Consider the following 18,250-nt stretch of genomic DNA (forward strand, 5'->3'; position numbering starts at 1 on the left):
GGACTATCCACCATCCCTGGCACAATGAAAAATCCAGTTTTATGATTTTTTGGCAGACCAGTTGAAATCCGCTTTCACCCGCCAAGCCGGCGCAGCGCCCGGCGCCCGCACCCTCCACGAATGGCTGAAATCACAGGTGGCCGACGGCAGCCTGGCCGTGGGCGCACGCCTGCCCTCCACCCGCGCCCTGGCGCTGGACCTGGGCGTGTCGCGCACCACCGTCACGGCCGCCTACGAGCAGCTTGCGGCCGAAGGCTATCTGGAGACCGCTCCAGGCAGCAGGGCGCGCGTGGCGGCTGGCGCGGCGCAGCGCAGCCGTGCGCGCAGCATGCCGTCAGCGGCCCAGCAGCATGGCCGTCCCCGGCTGTCTTCCTTTGGGCAGCGGGTGGATGCGCTGGCGTCAGCCCTGCCGCCGGCAGCAGGCGATGGTGGGCCGGCCCCGATCGACTTTCTCTACGGCGCCCTGGCCTTTGACGACTTTCCCACGCTGGCCTGGCGGCGCGCCTACAACCGCGCCATCGTGCAGCGCCAGTCTTCCCTGTCCTACGACGCGCCCGAAGGCGAGCCGGCGCTGCGCATGGCGCTGCAAGGCTATCTGCGCAGGGCGCGGGGGCTTGTCTGTTCGGCCGATCAGATCGTGGTGGTGCAGGGCTCGCAGCAGGCCATCGACCTGTGTGCGCGCGTGCTGGTCGATCCGGGCGAGACCGTGCTGATGGAAGAGCCCTGCTACCTGATGGCGCGCCGCGTGTTCGAGGCCCAGGGCGCATGCCTGCAGGAAATGGCCGTCGATGAACAGGGCCTGGATACCTCGGCGCTGGCCGGGCGCCAGGCGCGGCTGGCCTATGTCACACCCTCGCACCAGTTTCCGCTGGGCGGCGTGCTGCCCATAGGCCGCAGGCAGCAACTGCTGGCCTGGGCGCGCGCCACGGGTGCCTGGATTCTGGAGGACGACTACGACGGCGAATTCCGCTACGGGCTGCGCCCCATCGACGCCCTGCAGTCCATTGACGAGGTGGGTTGCGTCATCCATGTCGGCACTTTCTCCAAGGCCTTATCGCCGCAAATGCGCATGGGCTACCTGGTGCTGCCGCCGTCCCTGGTGCCCGTGTTCCGGGAAGCCCGGCGGCTGGCCGACCGGCATGCGCCGCGCCTGGACCAGCTGGTGCTGGCCGCGCTGATCGAGGACGGCAGCTACGAGCGCCATGTGCGCGCTGCCCGCCGTCGCAACGAAGGCCGGCGGGCGGCATTGCTGCAGGCGCTGGAGCGGCACTTGCCGGGCGCGGTGCAGGTCGAAGGCTCGGCCTCCGGCCTGCATGTGGTGGCCTGGGTGCCTGCCGTGCATCAGCGCGATGAGATTGCCCTGGTGCGGTTGGCGCGAGAGCGTGGCGTGGGCGTTCGCCCCATCTCGCCGCTCTATGCGGCCGGTGATGCCCATCGCCGCCAGTCCTGCGCCGGGCTGGTCCTGGGTTATGCGAGCCTGCAGCCGCAGGCCATCGAGCAAGGGGTGCGCAGGCTGGCGGGCGTGGTGCGGGATGGACAGAAAAAAGGCGGGGCCTTCGAGGCCCCGCCTTGCTGACGCTGAGGTTTCCGGGTGTTGCCGCAGCGCCTGCAATCAGGTGGCGCTGCAGAGAACGAGCGTGGAACTCACGCTGCCAGCGGGCTTCCCGCCTGTGCCCGCATAGCCGTTGGGCAGCGTCGTCGAGCCATTCAGCGTGAAGGCGACGCTGATGGACAGCGTGGTTCTGAACGCGATCGTGGCCCCTGCCGGCAGTGCCGAGGTCAGGGTGACCTGGCGGGAGGTTGGGGAAAGTACCGACACGCTGGCTGTGCCTCCCGTCACACTGAACACACCGATGTTGGCAACTCCCGAACCGATGATGGTCACCGTGGTGCCGACGGGAAGCGGCGCAGAGCCTGCCGTGAGGGTGAAGCCGGGGCCAAGGACGCCAAGCACACCACAGCTGCCATCGAGGTGGTAGGCGCCAATGTCGATGGAACCCGAGACCGTGATCGACACGGCTGCGGTGTCGGTGTTGCTGCCCTGGATGGTGACATTGGTCGGCCCCTCGTCCGAACCTGCGGTGAAGGTCACCGTGCAAGTCCCCCCGGCCGGCAGCGACAGCCCGCAGGTGTTGCCGGAAACGGACAGCCCACTGCCGCCGGGGATGGTGGCGCCGATATTGGCGGCGGCATTCGATCCCGTGTTGGTGATGGTCACGAAGCCCGTGTCGCCAGGAGCAATCGTCAGGGTCGATGCGGAGATCCCCAGCGTGGTCGTGGTGCTGGGCGCCGTCACGGTGAACTGCACTGACGTTGCCGTGGTGTTGCTGCCAGCGAAGCTGATGGCCGTCGGACCTTCCGGCGTGGCTCCAGTCAGCGTGATCGTGCAATTGGCCCCCGCTGCCAGCGATGAACCACAGGTGTTGGCCGACACCGTGATGCCGCTGCCTGCTGGAATCGTGGCCTGAACGTCGAGCGCAGGGGCCCCACCATTGTTGGTGATGGTCACCGAGCCCGTTGCGCCTGTGTTGAACGACACGGGCGTGGTGGACATGCCCAGCGTGGTCGGCGTGACGGGCGCCGTCACCGTGACCGGCACGGTCGTGGCCAGCGTATTGCTGCCGCCGAAGCTGATGGCCGTGGGGCCTTCGGCGGCGGCCGCAGTCAGGGTGATGCCGCAGCTGGCCAAAGAGGCGATTGCGGCGCCGCACGTGTTCGACTGCACGGTGATTCCGCTACCGGCCGGCGCCGTGGCGGTCACGTTGAAGGCTGCAGAAGCGCCGGTGTTGCTGATGAGGACCGTTGTCGAGCCGCCCGCAGCGAACGACAGCGGAGCGCTGGGTATCGAAAGCGTGGCCGTGGGAACGGGCACCGTCACCGTGACCTGCACGGTCGTGGTGGGCGTATTGCTGCCGCCAAAGATGACCGCGGTCGGGCCTTCTGCGGCCGCAGCCGTCAGCGTGATCGTGCAGCCGGCCCCGGGGGCCAGGGAGATGGGGCAGGTGCTGGACGCCACCGTGATGCCGCTGCCGACCGGAATGGTGGCTTGCACGTTGAACGCCGGTGCGGGCCCGTTGTTGGTGATGGTCACCGTGCCCGCTCCGCTGGTGCCAAACGACACGGGTGCGGCGGGAATGTCCAGCGTGGTCGGCGTGACGGGGACCGTCACCGTGACCGGCACCGTCGTCGCCGGTGTGTTGGTGCCGCCGAAGCTGATGGCGGTCGGCCCTTCGGCCGCAGCGGCCGTCAGCGTGATCGTGCAGCTGGCAGCGGGGGCCAGGATGGCGGGGCAGGTGGTGGTGGACACCGTGATGCCGCTGCCGGCCGGAATGGTGGCCTGTACGTTGAACGCGGGTGCGCTTCCGCTGTTGGTGATGGTCACCGAACCTGCACCGCCGGTGCCGAACGACAGGGGTGTCGTGGGAATGTTCAGCGTGGTGGGCACGACGGGGGCTGTCACCGTGATCGGCACGGTCGTGGCCGGCGTGTTGCTGCCGCCGAAACTGATGTCGGTCGGCCCTTCGGCCGCAGCGGCCGTCAGTGTGATCGTGCAGCTGGCAGCGGGGGCCAGGATGGCGGCGCAGGTGGTGTTGGACACCGTGATGCCGCTGCCGGCCGGAATGGTGGCCTGTACGTTGAACGCGGGTGCGCTTCCGCTGTTGTTGATGGTCACCGAACCGGCGCCACCGGTGCCGAAGGACACGGGGGCAGTGGGAATGTTCAGCGTAGTCGGCGTGACAGGGGTCGTTACCGTGACAGGCACGGTCGTGGCCGGCGTGTTGCTGCCGCCAACGCCGATGTTCGTGGGGCCTTCCGGTCCTGCCGCCGTCAGTGTGATGGTGCAGCTTGCGCCCACCGGCAGTGACGCCGGGCAGGTGGAGGAGGCCACCGTGATGCCGCTGCCGACCGGAATGATGGCCCGCAGATTGAACGCAGGCGCCGTTCCGTTGTTGGTGATGGTCACTGAGCCTGCGCCGTAGGCGCCGAACAGCACGGGTGCCGGGGGAACGGTAGGCGCGGTTGGCGCGACGGGTGCGGTGACCGTGACCTGTGCGGTAGCGGCGGGCGCATTGCTGCCGCCGAAGCCGATGGGGATCGGGCCTTCCGCCGAGGGGGCTGTCAGCGTGATCGTGCAGCTGGCCGAGGGAGCCAGGATGGCGGCGCAGGTGGTGTTGGACACCGTGATGCCACTGCCCGCCGGAATGCTGGCCTGCACATTGAACGCAGGTGCGCTGCCGCTGTTGGTGATGGTCACCGAGCCAGCACCGTTCGCCCCGAAGGACAGGGACGCCGAGGGAATGGTCAGCGTGGCGGGCAGGACGGCAGTCGTCACCGTGACGGGCACGGACGTGGAAGCCGTGTTGCTGCCGCCGAAGCCGATGGAGGTCGGGCCTTCCGCCGAGGGGGCTGTCAGCGTGATCGTGCAGCTGGCCGAGGGAGCCAGGATGGCGGAGCAGGTGGTGTTGGACACCGTGATGCCACTGCCCCCGGGAATGCTGGCCTGCACATTGAGCGCAGGTGCGCTGCCGCTGTTGGTGATGCTCACCGAGCCGGCGCCGCCCGCTCCGAAGGACACGGACGTCGCAGGAATGTTCAGCGTGGTGGGCGTGCCGGTTGCCGACACCGTGACCGGCACGGAAGTGGATGCCGTATTGCTGCCGCCGAAGCCGATGGCGGTCGGGCCTTCCGCCGAGGGCGCGGTCAACGTGATCGTGCAGTTGGCAGAGGGTGCCAGGGCGGCAGGGCAGGTGGTGTTGGACACCGTGATGCCACTGCCTGCAGGAATGCTGGCCTGCACATTGAGCGCATTTGCGCCGCCGCTGTTGGTGATGGTCACCGATCCCGTGCTGCCCGCCGCAAACGACAGCGGCGTGGCGGGAATGCTCAGCGTGGTGGTCGGGGCCGGGCCGCCTGTCACGGTGACCGGGGTGGTGGTGGCTGCGGCGTTGCTGCCGGCAATGCTGACGGTGGTCGGGCCTTCCGCCGCGGGTGCCGTCAGGGTGATGGCGCAGCTGGAGCCCGCAGGCAGCGTTGCCGCGCAGCTGTTGGAGGAGATGGTGATGCCGCTGCCTGCGGGAATGGTGGCCTGCACATTGAGCGCTGCCGAGCCGCCGCTGTTGCTGACGTTCACCGTGCCGGTGCTGCCTGCGGCAAATGACAGGCCCGCGCCGGGAACGCTGAGCGTGGTGGGGCTGGCGCCGGCCGTGGCCTGGGCTGCCTCGGCGCGGCAAATGGTTTCCACATTCACCCGGCATGTGCCATTGGGCGCAATGGTGTTGCCCACGGCGCAAAGAGGCGGGGGCGATGCGGGCGGTGCCCCTGGCGGCATGAGATGGGTGAAGCCCGAGGGAAAACACTGATTCAAATTCGGTGGCTGAATGGCGGTGATTTTCAGTGCCACACCGGAATCATTGGTGAAATCTTCTGCAGAAAATCCATTGATATTGCCGCCATTGACAATTTGCGCAACGAGCAATGGCCGTGTCTCGCCCGCCGGGTTGGTAAAGCTGCCCGTCAATTGGGCACGCAGATCGGGGCTGTGCCACAGCGTGGCGCACACGATGGCGCTGGTGCACAGCGCCATGAAGAGCGCCCGGTGCTGCCGGTTGCGCAGCACCAGCCAGGCGGCCATGGCCAGCCCTATGGCAAGGGCCAACAGACTCCAAGGGTTGTCCACCGGAATCGCGGTTGCCGCGACGGCGGCAGCCGGAGCGACCGTGATGCTCTGGGCATTGGCGGCCATTGGGAATGAATGGGCGGCAATGGCGGCGACAACGGCGGGGGCAATGGAGATCTGCTTCATGGGTGAGTGCCAGGGAGTGATCGGAAAATGAAATTTAAAGTAAGTTTTTTGGAGTATGTCTATTTGTATCTATCGATATCGAGGAATCGTTATGCTGCGACTTTTCAATGACCGTGAAATCGCTATCAATTTGATGCATTTGCAAAGGCCGCCAATGTGCTCGCTGTTCCTCTGTGGAGCGGGTGCGAATGGAGGGCGTTGGCAAGGTCTTTTCCGGGGAATTCAGAAAAGGCAAAAAAAAGCCCGTGACCGGCTTGCGGATCACGGGCTTTGGGCGGCAGCGCCCTGAAAGGCACTGCGGCGAATGCGGTTTTACTGCTGCTTGACCGCTTCGATGGACATCACCAGGCGCACTTGCTTGGGGAAGCCATAGTCCACGCCGTAGTTCACGCCGAAGGCGGTGCGGTCGATCACGGCTTCGAAGTCGCCGCCGCAGGTCTCGCGCTTTTGCAGCATGGCGTTGGGGTAGCAGGTGAACTTGTTGGCCTTGATGGTCACGGGCTGGGTCTTGTCCAGGATGGTCAGGTGGCCGGTGACTTCCTTGAGCTTGTCGCCGTCGAAGACGAACTTGTCGGAGACGAACTTGGCCTGGGGGAACTTGGCCACGTTGAAGATGTCGGCGCTCTTGAGGTGCTTGTCGAAGGCGGCGGTGCCCGAGCTCAGCGATTCCATTTCCAGCACGACTTCGACCTTGCCGGCCTTGGCGTCACGGTCGAATTCCACGGTGCCGCTCTTCTTGTCGAAGCGCACGCGGTTGGTCGAGGCGCCGTTGTGGTCGATCTCGAACGTGGCGAAGGTGTGCGTCGGGTCGATGGCGTAGGTTGCGGGAGCAGCCTGGACAGCGGTGGCGAACAGGCCAGCAATGGCCAGGGCAAACACGGAAGTGCGCATGAAAGAACTCCTAGGTTGGGGTTGCACGAAACGGGAAAGAAAATGGCCGATCTTGGGCAGGGACGCGGCTTACAGCTTGCCCACGCCGGTCAGTGCCAGCTTGAACTGCACCTGCACCTCGTCGGCCACCATGGAGGTATCGCCCCATTCGCCTTCGCCGATCTTGAATTGCAGGCGCTTGAGCGGCAGCGTGCCGGTGGCCGTGGTCGTGGTGCCGGACTGGGCCAGTTGCACGGGAATGCTCACGTTCTGGACCTGGCCCTTGATGCTGAGCTTGCCGTCCACCTGGTACTTGCCGCCGCCCAGCGCCTTGACGGCGGTGGAGTCGAACACGGCCTGCGGGAATTTGGCGACGTTGAACCAATCCGCCTTGGGCAGTTCAGCGTCGGTTTCCTTGGCGCCCATGGTGGCGCTGCCGGTGTCCACGGTGAAGCGGATCTTGCTGGTGTCGGGCTTGGCCGTGTCGAACTGGACCTGGGCATCGAACTTCTTGAAGTGGCCCTGCAGGGGCACGCCCATCTGCTTGGCCGTGAAGTTCACGGCGCTTTGGGCGGGCACGAGCTTTTGCTCGGCCAGTGCCGCTTGGGAAGCCAGGGCCGCAGCGGCCAGGGCGATGGTGGTCAGCGTGGAGGAAAAGCGCATGGCGAGACTCCTAGGGGTCGGGAAAATCCGGTCAGGGGGTGGCTGGGGCCGGATGGACTCCGGCCCTGGCTGGCGAGAGGTTGGCGAAAGGTTCAGGCGCGGCCCGGCAGCATGCGGGAGATCAGGCCGTCGCGGTCGATGAACTGGTGCTTGAGGGCGGCGCCCACATGCATGGCAATCAGCACGACCAGGGCCCAGGCCGCCCAGCCGTGCAGGGGCTTGAGGGTTTCCGCCAGTTCGGGGCTGGCGCTCACGAAGTCAGGCAGGGGCAGCATGCCGAGGAAGACGATGGGAAAGCCGGCCGCCGAGCTGTAGGCCCAGCCCAGCAGGGGCACGGCGAAGAACAGCAGGTACATGGCGTGGTGGGTGCCGTTGTGGGCCCAGTGCTGCCATTGCGGCATGGCACGGGCCACGGCGGGCGGCAGCTCGGGCGGGCGGTGGGTGACGCGCCAGAGCAGGCGCAGCAGGCTCAGCGACAAAAGCGTGACGCCCAGCCACTTGTGCCAGTTGTACAGCTTCAGGCGCGAAGGGGAGAACGGCAGGCCGGTCATGTACCAGCCCAGGCCCAGGGCGGCGATCAGGCCCAGTGCCAGCACCCAGTGGGCGGCCATGGCCACGCCGGTATAGCGCGTGGCTCTGGAGGAGGATTTTGCTGGCGCGTTGGCGCGGGCTGAGGACTCTGTCATGGATGGCGGCAGGCTTTGGAACCGTTCAGGGCCCCTGTGAAGGGGCCCTGGATGGCAAAAAGGGTGCGGTGCGCTCTGCGAGAACTTCGTGCACTGCGGACAACGTGCAGTGTAGGAAGCGGCAAATCCAAAAGAGTTCAGCGGTATTGACGGCTCAATTCAAAAAAGATGAAGGCCGCAGCACCCGTGCCCGCAGTACCAGCGTTACGCGCGGGCTGCGGGAGTTCAGGGCCGGGCGGGATCGGCGGGCAGCATGACCACGGCCTGCGCCGCCTGCTTCCATGCGGCGGCGGCTGCGTCGGCATCGCCCCGGTGCTCGGCCATCAGGGCCAGGCGCTGCCAGGCACGGGTGCGCAGTGCGCTTTCCTGCAGATGGGGCGCAGCGCGCAGCAGCAGTTGCTGGGCCTTGCCCCAGAGCTGGCGCTGCACGCAGGCCATGCCGGCCAGGTATTGCAGGCGGGGTTCGCGCGGATGGCTGTTGGTGGCCGCCTCGATGCGCGCCAGCCAGGTGCCGTCCAGGCCGTCCAGGCAGGGCTCCAGCACCTGGACCAGGCGCGGCAGATGCGATTCGCTGCGCGGGCCGGCATGGGACAGCAGGCGTTCCCACACGGGCAGCAGCCAGGCGCGGGCCTGCGCGGCCTCGCCGCCCAGGGCCATGAGGCGCGATGCGGCCGGCAGCGCGATCTCGGGCATGGCACGTTCCTCACCGTCCAGCGACAGCCAGAAGTGCTGCAGCTGCGTGGTGTCGCGTGCCTCGTTGATGCTCTCCAGCACCAGGCCGCGCACCACGCTGGCGGCGGCCGCTGGCGAGAAGGCGCGGTGCTTGGCCAGCAGGCGCGCCGTGTCCAGCGCCGTCGATGTCTGGCCGGCCAGGCGCGAGGCCTTCAGGCGGATGCGCAGCGCGATCGTGCGGCGTGCCGCGCCCTGGGGCAGTTCGGCCAGGCGGCGCAGCGCATCAGCTGCGTCGCGGTCGTCCAGGGCCCAGCGCGCGGCGCGCATCTGGGCGCCTTCGCGCATTTCCTGCTCCTGGGCATTGCCCTGGGCCGGTGCATTGGCCAGGACTTCGCGCCAGTGATGGTCGCGCTGCGGGCTGTCCTGCAGGGCGTGGGAGGCATCGGCGGCCACCATGTGGGCGGCCGCACGCAGCCGCGTGCCGTGTGGCACGGCGGCATGGGCCTCGGCCAGGGATTCCTCCATCGCCAGGGCGGCCAGTGCCGACTTGCGTGCGCGCAGAAAGCGGCCGGCCTGCTGGTGCGACAGGGCTTCCAGCAGGCTGTGGTGCATGGCGCGCTCTTTTTGCTGGCTGCGCCAGCGCCGTGCCTGGTGCGGCATCTGCAGCAGCGCGGCCAGGGCGCGTAGCGCGGCATACAGCAGCACGAAGGCCAGCACGATGATGGCAATGGCCAGGTTCAGGGACAGGTCCAGCCGGTAGGGCGCCCAGAACAGGGTCACCGTGCCCTGGTTGGAGCCCGCGAACAAGGCGGCCGCAACGGCCATGCCGAACAAACCGATCAACCACAGTGCAGCGCGCATTCGTCTGTCTCCCGGCTGCTCAGCGGCCTGCGGCGGCTGTTGCCAGCGCCGCCAGGGTTTCCTGCAGCGCCGGCTGTTCGGTGGTGCGCAGATTGGCCTGGATCTGCTGCAGCTGGGCCTGCACGATCTGGGTGCGGCGCGCGGCAGGATCGAAGTATTTGTTCACAGCCATGCCCGAGGCGGCCAGGTCGGCACGCGCCGCATCCCACTGGCGCGACAGCAGGGCCAGGCGCGAGTTCAGCAGCTTGAGCTTGAGGTTCTCGCGCAGGAAATAGGCCTGCTCGGGCGCCAGCAAGATGGCGTCGGGGTGGTCGATGCGGCTGACGCGCAGCAGGTCCTGGGCCTCTTCGCGCACGGCCGTCCAGCCGCGCTCGCCCCAGGACTGCCACCAGCTCCACTCGGTGGGGCTGCCCTCGATGGGGGCGGGCTCGGGCTGGCGGGCCGCCTGGCCGGCCACGCCGCGATGGCGGCTGGCGCGTGGCTGGGCCACGGCGTTGAGCAGGGGCATCTCGTCGACCAGGCGCACCAGGTCCTCGATGCGGGTGAGCAGGCCGGCCGTGTCGGTCACGCTCATGCGGGCCAGCCGCTCCAGGTCGCGGTCCAGCGCGCGCATCACGGGAGCCAGACGGGGCTGTGCGGCGCGCTCTATGCGCTGGCGGGCGTTCTTGAGCGTGGCCACCAGCGGCTGCAGGCTGCCGGACAGCTCGGCCTGCTGCTGGGCCAGGCGGATGGAGGAATCTATGTCCACCACCAGGTTCTCGTCACGCGAGCGCGACATGCTTTGCAGGAGTTCGTCGAGCTGCGTGCGCTGCAGCGACAGCTCGGCAATGCGCGCTTCCATGACCGAGGTGCGCGCCGCGCTGTCGCGGGCCAGGTCCTGGGCGTCGCGCGCCAGGGTGCGGGCCTCGACCGACTGGGAGCCGGACTGCGCGGACTGGCGGGCCAACTGTTCCTGGATATTGCCCAGGCGCTGCCAGAGCATGCCGCAGGCAATGAGCGCCGCCACGGCCACGGCGCCCACGCCCAGGACCAGGGCAGAGGAGCCGCTGCGCAGGTCTGCAGCGGGGCTGCTTTGGGCGGAGCCGGCAGCGAATGCTGCGGCGGAGGCTGGGGGCGTCAGGTCCTGCGGGGTGGGGCGGTCTTGCGCTGCGTCGGAACTCATGGCGTCGATTCTATCGACGCAACCACGTCCTCCAGAGCCGGCCGACATTGCTTGACATATCCGAATCCCAGTTGTTTGGCCTGGGCGGCGATTCGCTCGTGCGTAGCAAGCGCTCGCGCCTTTTGCCACGATTGGCCCGGCAAGAGCTGTTGCAGGTTGGCAACGGATTCGGCGCTGCTGAGCAGCCAGAGCGAGCCATCTTCGGCCGCCAGGCGTGCCAGTGCCGTCTGGGCTGCATCCCAGGCAGGCAGTTCGCGCTGGTAGACGGCCAGCATTTCGACCTGGGCACCGGCCTCGCGCAGTCGGGCGGCCAGCCAATCGCGGCCGGCGCCTGCCGTGGCCGGCACGGTCCTGGGCGCTCCTGCCTGGCTGTCGCCGCGCACGATGAGCACGCGGTCGCCCGCATGGATCTGGTCATGCACGCGCTGCCATAGCGTTTCGGATTCGAACTGGGCGGCGTCCGGTGGCGGGCCGTCGATCTGTGCTGGCGCAATGCCCAGGGCCAGCAGCGCCTGGGCCGTGCCGGGGCCGGGCGTCCAGGCGCGGGTGGAGGCCGGAAGCCGTGCGGGGTCGGTGCCGAAGAAATGCTGGACGGCATTGCCGCTGACGAACATCACGGCGCGGTAGCCCGGGCCTTCGCGCAGCGCGTTGCGGGCGGCCTGCAAGGCCTGTTGCGTGGCCGCATCGCGGCAGGGGCCTATGGCCATCAGCGCCAGCGGCTGGGCCGGCAGGCCACGGGCCTGCAGCGCATCCACCCACGCGGCTGCGTCATGGGCCGGGCGGGTGACGAGTATGCGCGGTGGCATGTGGGCGTGCCGTCTAGAGCTTGGGGGCCGGTTGGGCGCCCGCCGCCTGCAGCAGCGCAGCCACGTGCTGGCCCAGCGCGTCGGCGCTGGCGAAGTCGGTGACGGTGGCATCGGCGTGCACCTGCACCAGCGGCAGCCGGCCTTCCGGGTCTCCCCAGGCTGCGTCCAGGCGCAGTTGCCGGCCGTCGAATGTGCCGTGCGCCGCCAGCGGCATGGAGCAGCTGCCGCCCATGCAGCGGCTGACGGCGCGCTCGGCGGTCACGGTCAGCCAGGTGGTCTGGTGGGCCAGCGGGGCCAGCGCGTCGATCAGGTCCTGGCGGTCGGCGCGCACCTCGATGCCCAGCGCGCCCTGGCCTGCGGCCGGCAGCATGCCGGTGGGCTCGAACCTGGCGCGGATGCGGTCGGCCAGGCCCAGGCGCATCAGGCCTGCGGCGGCCAGCACGATGGCGTCGTAGTGGCCTTCGTCCAGCTTGCGCAGGCGGGTGTTCACGTTGCCGCGCAGCGGCTCTATCTTCAGGTCGGGGCGCAGGGCCTGCAGCAGTGCCTGGCGGCGCAGGCTCGATGTGCCGACGACGGCGCCCTGCGGCAGCTCGGCCAGCGCGGTGTAGCGATTGGAGACAAAGGCGTCGCGCGGGTCTTCGCGCTCCATCACGCAGGCCAGCACAAAGCCTTCGGGCAGCTCCATGGGCACGTCCTTGAGCGAGTGCACGGCGATGTGGGCGCGTCCTTCTTCCAGCGCCACTTCCAGCTCCTTGACGAACAGGCCCTTGCCGCCGACCTTGGACAGCGTGCGGTCCAGGATCTGGTCGCCCTTGGTGGTCATGCCCAGCAATTCCACTTCATGCCCCCGGGCGCGCAGCAGCGCCTGGACATGCTCGGCCTGCCACAGTGCCAGCTGGCTCTCGCGCGTGGCGATCACGATGGAGTGGGGGAGAAGTGGTTTGGTGTTCATCAGGTGCCTCGGGGGGAGCGCGGGATGCTAGCATGCTGCGCCGCAGTAAACCCGGCACCAGGACCGAAGCCCAAGCAAACCGATACGCTGACCGATTCCAGGAGATTCGTTGATGGCCACCGCCCCCCGCAAGAGCAATGCGCGAGATGACAGGCGTGATGACAAGCCTGTCCGCAAGACGGACAAGGACCTGCCGCTGATCGAGGACATACGCCTGCTGGGGCGCATTCTGGGCGATGTGATCCGCGAGCAGGAAGGCGTGGCGGCCTTCGAGCTGATCGAGCAGGTGCGCCAGCTGTCGGTGACCTTCCGCCGCGATGCCGACGAGACCGCCGACCGCGCGCTCAAGCGCCTGCTCAAGGGCCTGACGACGGACCAGACGGTGAGCGTGATCCGCGCCTTCACCTATTTCAGCCATCTGGCCAACCTCGCCGAGGACCGCCACCACATCCGCCGCCGCGCCGTGCACGAGCGCGCGGGCAACACCCAGGAAGGCAGCATCGAAGTGGCGCTGGCGCGCCTGCGCTGGGCCGGCATCTCGGCCGGCACCGTGGCGCAGACGCTGGCCAAGAGCTATGTGGCGCCCGTGCTCACGGCCCACCCCACGGAAGTGCAGCGCCAGAGCATTCTGGTGGCCGAGCGCGACATCTCCCAACTGCTGGCCGCGCGCGAGGACATCGTGGCCCGCGCCCAGCTGTACAACAGCGCCAAGGACGCGCTCACCCCGCGCGAGCTGGAACGCAACGAGGCCCAGCTGCGCGCCCGTGTCAGCCAGCTGTGGCAGACACGCCTGCTGCGCTACTCCAAGCTCACCGTGGCCGACGAGATCGAAAACGCGCTGTCCTACTACGAAGCCACCTTCCTGCGCGAGATCCCCAAGCTGTATGCGCAGCTGGAGCAGGAGCTGGGCAACACCCTGCCCGTGCACAGCTTCCTGCGCATGGGCCACTGGATCGGCGGCGACCGCGATGGCAACCCCAATGTGACGGCCCAGAGCCTGGAGCTGGCGCTGTCGCGCCAGGCCGACGTGGCGCTGCGCCACTATCTGCGCGAGGTGCACTACCTGGGCGGCGAGCTGTCGCTGTCCCAGCGCCTGACTGATGTGTCCACCGAGATGCAGGCCCTGGCAGAGCGCTCGCCCGACACCAACGAGCACCGCTCCGACGAGCCCTACCGCCGCGCGCTCACCGGCATCTATGCGCGCCTGGCCGCCACGCTCAAGGGCCTGACGGGCGGCGAGGCCGCGCGCCATGCCGTGGCGCCGCAGAACGCCTATGCCTCGCCCGAGGAGTTCCTGGCCGACCTGCGCGTCATCGATGATTCCCTGAGCCGCAATCACGGCGAGGTGCTGGCGCCCCAGCGCCTGCGCCCGCTGATGCGCGCCGTGCAGGTCTTCGGTTTCCACCTGGCCACGGTGGACCTGCGCCAAAGCTCGGACAAGCATGAGGAAGTGGTGGCCGAGCTGCTGGCTGCGGCGCGCCTGGAGCCCGACTACTCGGGCCTGCAGGAAGACGCCAAGTGCGCCCTGCTGGTGCGCCTGCTGGAAGAGGCGCGGCCGCTGCGCGTGGTGGGCGCCGACTATTCCGAGCATGCGCGCGGCGAACTGGCCATCTTCGAGACCGCGCGCCGCCTGCGCGCGGCCCTGGGCGCCGAGGCCATACGCCACTGCATCATCAGCCACACCGAATCGGTCAGCGACCTGCTGGAAGTGCTGCTGCTGCAAAAGGAGGCCGGGCTGCTGCGCGGCACGCTGGACGACGGCGCCATCTGCGACGTGATCGTCGTGCCGCTGTTCGAGACCATTGGCGACCTGCGCAGCGCCTCGCCCATCATGCGCCGCTACTTCCAGCTGCCCGGCGTGGCGGCCATGGTGCAGCGCAGCGGCGGCGAGCAGGACATCATGCTGGGCTACAGCGACAGCAACAAGGACGGCGGCATCTTCACCAGCAACTGGGAGCTGTACCGCGCCGAGATCTCGCTGGTCGAGCTGTTCGACGAGCTGGCCGACAGCCATGGCATCAGCCTGCGCATGTTCCATGGCCGCGGCGGCACCGTGGGCCGGGGCGGCGGCCCCAGCTACCAGGCCATCCTGGCCCAGCCCCCGGGCACGGTGCGCGGCCAGATCCGGCTGACCGAGCAGGGCGAGGTCATCGCCTCCAAGTACGCCAACCCCGAGATCGGCCGGCGCAACCTGGAGACCCTGGTGGCCGCCACGCTGGAGGCCACGCTGCTGCAGCCGACCAAGCCGGCCACGCGCGCCTTCCTGGATGCGGCGGCCTTCCTGTCCGACGCCAGCATGGGCGCCTACCGCGCCCTGGTGTACGAGACCCCCGGCTTCACCAGCTACTTCTTCAGCAGCACGCCCATCCGCGAGATTGCCGAGCTGAACATCGGCTCGCGCCCGGCCTCGCGCAAGCCCTCGCAGAAGATCGAGGACCTGCGCGCCATTCCCTGGGGCTTCAGCTGGGGCCAGTGCCGGCTCACGCTGCCGGGCTGGTACGGCTTTGGCGCCGCGGTCAAGGCCTTCATCGACCAGCCGGGCAAGGATGGCAAGGCCCAGCTGGCCCTGCTGCAGAAGATGTACCGCCAGTGGCCGTTCTTCCGTACCCTGCTGTCCAACATGGACATGGTGCTGGCCAAGAGCGACCTGAACCTGGCCTCGCGCTATGCCGACCTGGTGCCGGACGCGCGCCTGCGCCGCCGTATCTTCAGCGCCATCGAGGCCGAGTGGCACAGCACCGTCGATGCGCTGGCGCGCATCACGGGCGACAAGCAGCGCCTGGCCCACAACGAAGCGCTGGCGCGCTCCATTCGCCATCGCTTCCCCTACATCGATCCGCTGCACCATCTGCAGGTGGAGCTGGTGCGCCGCTGGCGCGCAGGCCAGACCGATGAGCGCATCAAGACCGGCATCCACCTGTCCATCAACGGCATCGCGGCCGGGGTGCGCAACACGGGCTGATCCTGCTCTCTGGAGGCCGCAACAGCCCTTTGCGGCCGGCGTTGTACGATGTGCTCCGGACAGGAGCGCCTGACTTCTGCCGGGAAGAAAAGGGTGGGAGCCATGGGCAACAAGACGTCACGGGCCGGCTTTCCGGACGTGCAACTGTTCCTGACACAGCGCCTGGCCAGGCTGGCCGGCGCCAACTCCATGCGGGCCATACGCGAGGGCCTGCTCTGGCTGGTTCCCTGTCTGCTGGTCTCGGCCCTGTTCCTCATCCTGTCGGCGCTGGCGCAGATGTCCGGCCAGCCCGAACCCGTGGTGCGGGTGCTTGCAGGCCTGCACGCGGAGATCGGCAGCATCCTGCCGCTGCTGGTGGCCGCGTCCATCGGCTACATGCTCTCCATACGCCACCGGCTGCCGCGCCTGCCGGTGACCTTTCTGTGCTTCGCGCATGTGCAGATGGCCATCTATCTGCTGAGCGAGCATCCGCGCGCGGCGGCCACCCTGGTGCTGTTCATCTCCATCGCCTCCCCCCTGATCACCGTGCCCCTGATGGCGCGCCTGAGCCGGCTGCGCTGGACGCGCATCGCGCGCACCGGCTTCGTGAGCGAGAACGTGCGCGAGGTCATGAACCTCGTCGTTCCCGGCGCCCTTGTTGCCGTGCTGCTCGTGCTGCTGCTGCTGGGCCTGCAACAGGTGCTGCCGGATCTCACGCGGGCCGAACTGCCGCTGGCCATCGCGGGCCCAGAGACCCCCTACCGCAGCGGGCTGACGCTGGCACTGCTCAATTCCGTGCTCTGGTTCTTCGGCGTCCAGGGGTACTACGCCATGCAACCCTTCTTCCAGGTGCTGGACCAGGCGGTGGTGGCCAATGCCGCCGCGATGGCGCAGGGGCTGCAGGCGCCCTGGGCGCTCAGCGGCGGGCTGATGGGCTCCTTCGTCTTCATCGGCGGCTCCGGCGCAACGCTGTCGCTGGCGCTGGCCGTGCTGCTGTTTTGCCGGGGGCGGGGCCTGCGCGTGCTGGCGCTGGCGGCGCTGCCCATCTCCTTGCTCAACGTCAACGAGATCCTGCTGTTCGGGCTGCCGATCATCCTGAACCTGCGCCTGCTCGTGCCGTTTCTCGCGGTACCCGCCATCAACCTGGTCGTGGCCGTCACGGTGGTGCAGGCCGGCTGGGTGGCACCGGCCTCCATGGTGCTGCCGCTGACTGCGCCCGTGCTCTTCAATGCCTATGTGAGCACGGGCGGGGACATGGCGGCCGTTGTGCTGCAACTGGCATTGACGGCCCTGGGAGCGCTGATCTATGCGCCCTACGTGCGGGCCATCGACCGGCTGGGCCAGGACGACGGTGCCATCGTGCTGCATGCGCTGGACACCACGTTCTCGCGCCTGCCCGAAGAGGCTGGCCTGATCGTGCGCGATCCGCTGGTGCAGGCGCACCAGGCGCAGGCCCGGCGCGAGACCATGCTGGCGCATATCCGTCGCATCAGCGAGTACGAGTTCCACCTGGAATTCCAGCCCCAGGTCTCGCACCGCAGCGGCCTGTGCCTGGGCTGCGAGGCCCTGCTGCGCGCGCGGGACGCGCAGGGCCGCTTGCAGCAGCCCGGCAGTTTCCTGCGCTGGCTGGCCGATGCGGGGCTGATGCGCGAGGTGGACCTGTGGGTGGCGGGCGCTGCCGTGCGCCAGAGCCGGCACTGGCGCCAGGAGGGCTTTGCCATGCCGATCAGCATCAATGTGTCGGGTGCCACGTTGACCTCGCCCGAGTACTGCTCGCGCCTGATGCTGCTGCTGGCCCAGGCCAGGGGGCAGGTCGGCGTGGAGATCACGGAGGAAGAAATGGTGGGCGATGTGGAGGCGATCCGCCGCGCCATAGGGCAGATCCATGCGCTGGGCGCCAAGGTGTCCATCGATGACTTCGGCACCGGCTTCTCTTCCATGAGCTACCTGCACCAGTTCGATGTGGATGCCATCAAGATCGACCGCAGCTTCGTCGTGGCCAGCGGCCATGCCAAGGGCGAGCTGGTGCTGGACGGCCTGCTGCGCTTTTGCGAGGCGCTGCAGCTGAACGTGGTGGCCGAGGGCGTGGAGACCGAGGCGCAGTTGCAGGCCCTGGGCTTCGAGGGCGATCTGCTGGTGCAGGGCTGGTACTTCAGCCGCGCCCTGCCGGGCGAGAAACTGCCGCAGTTCGCCAGGGACTGCGCCGCCAGGGCAGGCGGCGGGACGGTCTAGATTCCTGGATTCCTGTGGCGGCATCGCGGTTGCGATGCGCAGTGCAGATCATCAGTGCAGCATCAGCGAGCCGGCGCTCTTGCTCTTGCCGGCGCGTGCGGGCGGATTGCACAGGCCGCACTGGTAGTGGCGCTCGTTCTCGTAGGGCTCGGTCACGAACTGGCCCTTGCACACCGTGCACTGGGTGCGGGTCAGCATCTGCGCGTCGACGAACTTCACCAGGCGCCATGCGCGGGTGAAGGACAGCAGCGCTTCCAGTTCGGCGGCCTGGATCTGCTCGGTATAGAGACGGTAGGCCTTGGTCAATTGTTCAACGGCATCCAGCTCGGCGCCCTTGGACAGGTATTCGTAGATATTCAGGAACAGCGAACTGTGGATGTTCTCCTGCCAGGTCAGGAACCAGTCGGTCGAGAACGGCAGCTGGCCCTTGGAAGGCGACTTGCCGGCGATCTCCTTGTACAGGCGGATCAGGCGCTCGTAGGACAGCGTGGTCTCGGATTCGAGCACCTGCATGCGTGCACCCATCTCGATGAGCATGGCGGCGCGCTCGATCTGCTTGGACTCGTTCAGGACACTTTTGGCGGGGGTGGACATGGCGGGCT

12 protein-coding genes are annotated in these 18,250 nt (G+C 68.2%); 3 read left to right on the top strand and 9 right to left on the bottom strand.

The genetic code is table 11. The features are described 5' to 3' along the window. Positions 1–61 precede the first annotated feature (61 nt). Positions 62–1,576 carry a MocR-like pyridoxine biosynthesis transcription factor PdxR gene (gene pdxR / locus ACUTR7_RS18720; RefSeq protein ID WP_445609511.1) on the top strand — a complete coding sequence of 505 codons (1,515 nt, stop codon included), beginning with the start codon at positions 62–64 and terminating at the stop codon, positions 1,574–1,576. Positions 1,577–1,612: 36 nt separating this feature from the next. On the opposite strand, the gene ACUTR7_RS18725 is transcribed toward pdxR, so the two are convergent. From ACUTR7_RS18725 to hemC, 8 genes are all read right to left on the bottom strand, one after another. Further along, positions 1,613–5,803: a midcut-by-XrtH protein gene (locus tag ACUTR7_RS18725; protein WP_445609512.1), complete on the bottom strand. Its 4,191-nt coding sequence runs from the start codon at positions 5,801–5,803 to the stop codon at positions 1,613–1,615. Positions 5,804–6,115: 312 nt separating this feature from the next. Beyond that, positions 6,116–6,694, bottom strand: a complete 579-nt coding sequence (locus ACUTR7_RS18730; RefSeq protein WP_012204149.1) for a YceI family protein — start codon at positions 6,692–6,694, stop codon at positions 6,116–6,118. A gap of 69 nt (positions 6,695–6,763) precedes the next feature. Then, the gene (locus tag ACUTR7_RS18735) at positions 6,764–7,336 is read right to left on the bottom strand and encodes a YceI family protein (RefSeq protein ID WP_034391259.1); all 573 of its coding nucleotides are present in this window, start codon (positions 7,334–7,336) and stop codon (positions 6,764–6,766) included. 92 nt (positions 7,337–7,428) lie between these two features. Next, positions 7,429–8,022: a cytochrome b gene (locus ACUTR7_RS18740; RefSeq protein WP_043824099.1), complete on the bottom strand. Its 594-nt coding sequence runs from the start codon at positions 8,020–8,022 to the stop codon at positions 7,429–7,431. Positions 8,023–8,247: 225 nt separating this feature from the next. Beyond that, positions 8,248–9,555, bottom strand: coding sequence for a heme biosynthesis HemY N-terminal domain-containing protein (locus tag ACUTR7_RS18745; protein ID WP_012204152.1), 1,308 nt, complete (start codon positions 9,553–9,555; stop codon positions 8,248–8,250). 19 nt (positions 9,556–9,574) lie between these two features. After that, on the bottom strand, positions 9,575–10,717 hold the full coding sequence (locus ACUTR7_RS18750; protein WP_012204153.1) for a uroporphyrinogen-III C-methyltransferase: 1,143 nt from the start codon (positions 10,715–10,717) through the stop codon (positions 9,575–9,577). Further along, entirely contained in the window at positions 10,714–11,523 is an 810-nt protein-coding gene (locus ACUTR7_RS18755) for a uroporphyrinogen-III synthase (RefSeq protein WP_192366946.1), read from the bottom strand. The genes ACUTR7_RS18750 and ACUTR7_RS18755 overlap by 4 nt, the downstream gene beginning before the upstream one ends. Positions 11,524–11,536: 13 nt before the next feature. Beyond that, positions 11,537–12,475 carry a hydroxymethylbilane synthase gene (hemC, locus tag ACUTR7_RS18760; RefSeq protein ID WP_445609513.1) on the bottom strand — a complete coding sequence of 313 codons (939 nt, stop codon included), beginning with the start codon at positions 12,473–12,475 and terminating at the stop codon, positions 11,537–11,539. A 112-nt stretch (positions 12,476–12,587) separates the two neighbouring features. Between hemC and ppc the strand changes: the two genes are divergently transcribed. Beyond that, positions 12,588–15,437 carry a phosphoenolpyruvate carboxylase gene (gene ppc, locus ACUTR7_RS18765; protein ID WP_013803627.1) on the top strand — a complete coding sequence of 950 codons (2,850 nt, stop codon included), beginning with the start codon at positions 12,588–12,590 and terminating at the stop codon, positions 15,435–15,437. Between the two features lie 102 nt (positions 15,438–15,539). Beyond that, on the top strand, positions 15,540–17,648 hold the full coding sequence (locus ACUTR7_RS18770) for a PTS sugar transporter subunit IIC/EAL domain-containing protein (protein ID WP_445609514.1): 2,109 nt from the start codon (positions 15,540–15,542) through the stop codon (positions 17,646–17,648). A gap of 51 nt (positions 17,649–17,699) precedes the next feature. Here the strand turns inward: ACUTR7_RS18770 and flhC are convergent, their stop codons facing one another. Then, complete coding sequence (gene flhC / locus ACUTR7_RS18775; protein ID WP_012204158.1) at positions 17,700–18,242, bottom strand: flagellar transcriptional regulator FlhC; 543 nt, start codon at positions 18,240–18,242, stop codon at positions 17,700–17,702. Positions 18,243–18,250: the final 8 nt, after the last annotated feature.

This window comes from Delftia sp. NA_296.1, from assembly GCF_052692095.1.

Bases quoted from the DNA above. Each gene is read 5' to 3' on its own strand.
- ACUTR7_RS18740 (WP_043824099.1), bottom strand. From the start codon at position 8,022: ATGACAGAGTCCTCAGCCCGCGCCAACGCGCCAGCAAAATCCTCCTCC.
- hemC (WP_445609513.1), bottom strand. From the start codon at position 12,475: ATGAACACCAAACCACTTCTCCCCCACTCCATCGTGATCGCCACGCGC.
- ACUTR7_RS18735 (WP_034391259.1), bottom strand. From the start codon at position 7,336: ATGCGCTTTTCCTCCACGCTGACCACCATCGCCCTGGCCGCTGCGGCC.
- flhC (WP_012204158.1), bottom strand. From the start codon at position 18,242: ATGTCCACCCCCGCCAAAAGTGTCCTGAACGAGTCCAAGCAGATCGAG.
- ACUTR7_RS18745 (WP_012204152.1), bottom strand. From the start codon at position 9,555: ATGCGCGCTGCACTGTGGTTGATCGGTTTGTTCGGCATGGCCGTTGCG.
- ppc (WP_013803627.1), top strand. From the start codon at position 12,588: ATGGCCACCGCCCCCCGCAAGAGCAATGCGCGAGATGACAGGCGTGAT.
- ACUTR7_RS18770 (WP_445609514.1), top strand. From the start codon at position 15,540: ATGGGCAACAAGACGTCACGGGCCGGCTTTCCGGACGTGCAACTGTTC.
- ACUTR7_RS18750 (WP_012204153.1), bottom strand. From the start codon at position 10,717: ATGAGTTCCGACGCAGCGCAAGACCGCCCCACCCCGCAGGACCTGACG.
- ACUTR7_RS18755 (WP_192366946.1), bottom strand. From the start codon at position 11,523: ATGCCACCGCGCATACTCGTCACCCGCCCGGCCCATGACGCAGCCGCG.
- ACUTR7_RS18725 (WP_445609512.1), bottom strand. From the start codon at position 5,803: ATGAAGCAGATCTCCATTGCCCCCGCCGTTGTCGCCGCCATTGCCGCC.
- ACUTR7_RS18730 (WP_012204149.1), bottom strand. From the start codon at position 6,694: ATGCGCACTTCCGTGTTTGCCCTGGCCATTGCTGGCCTGTTCGCCACC.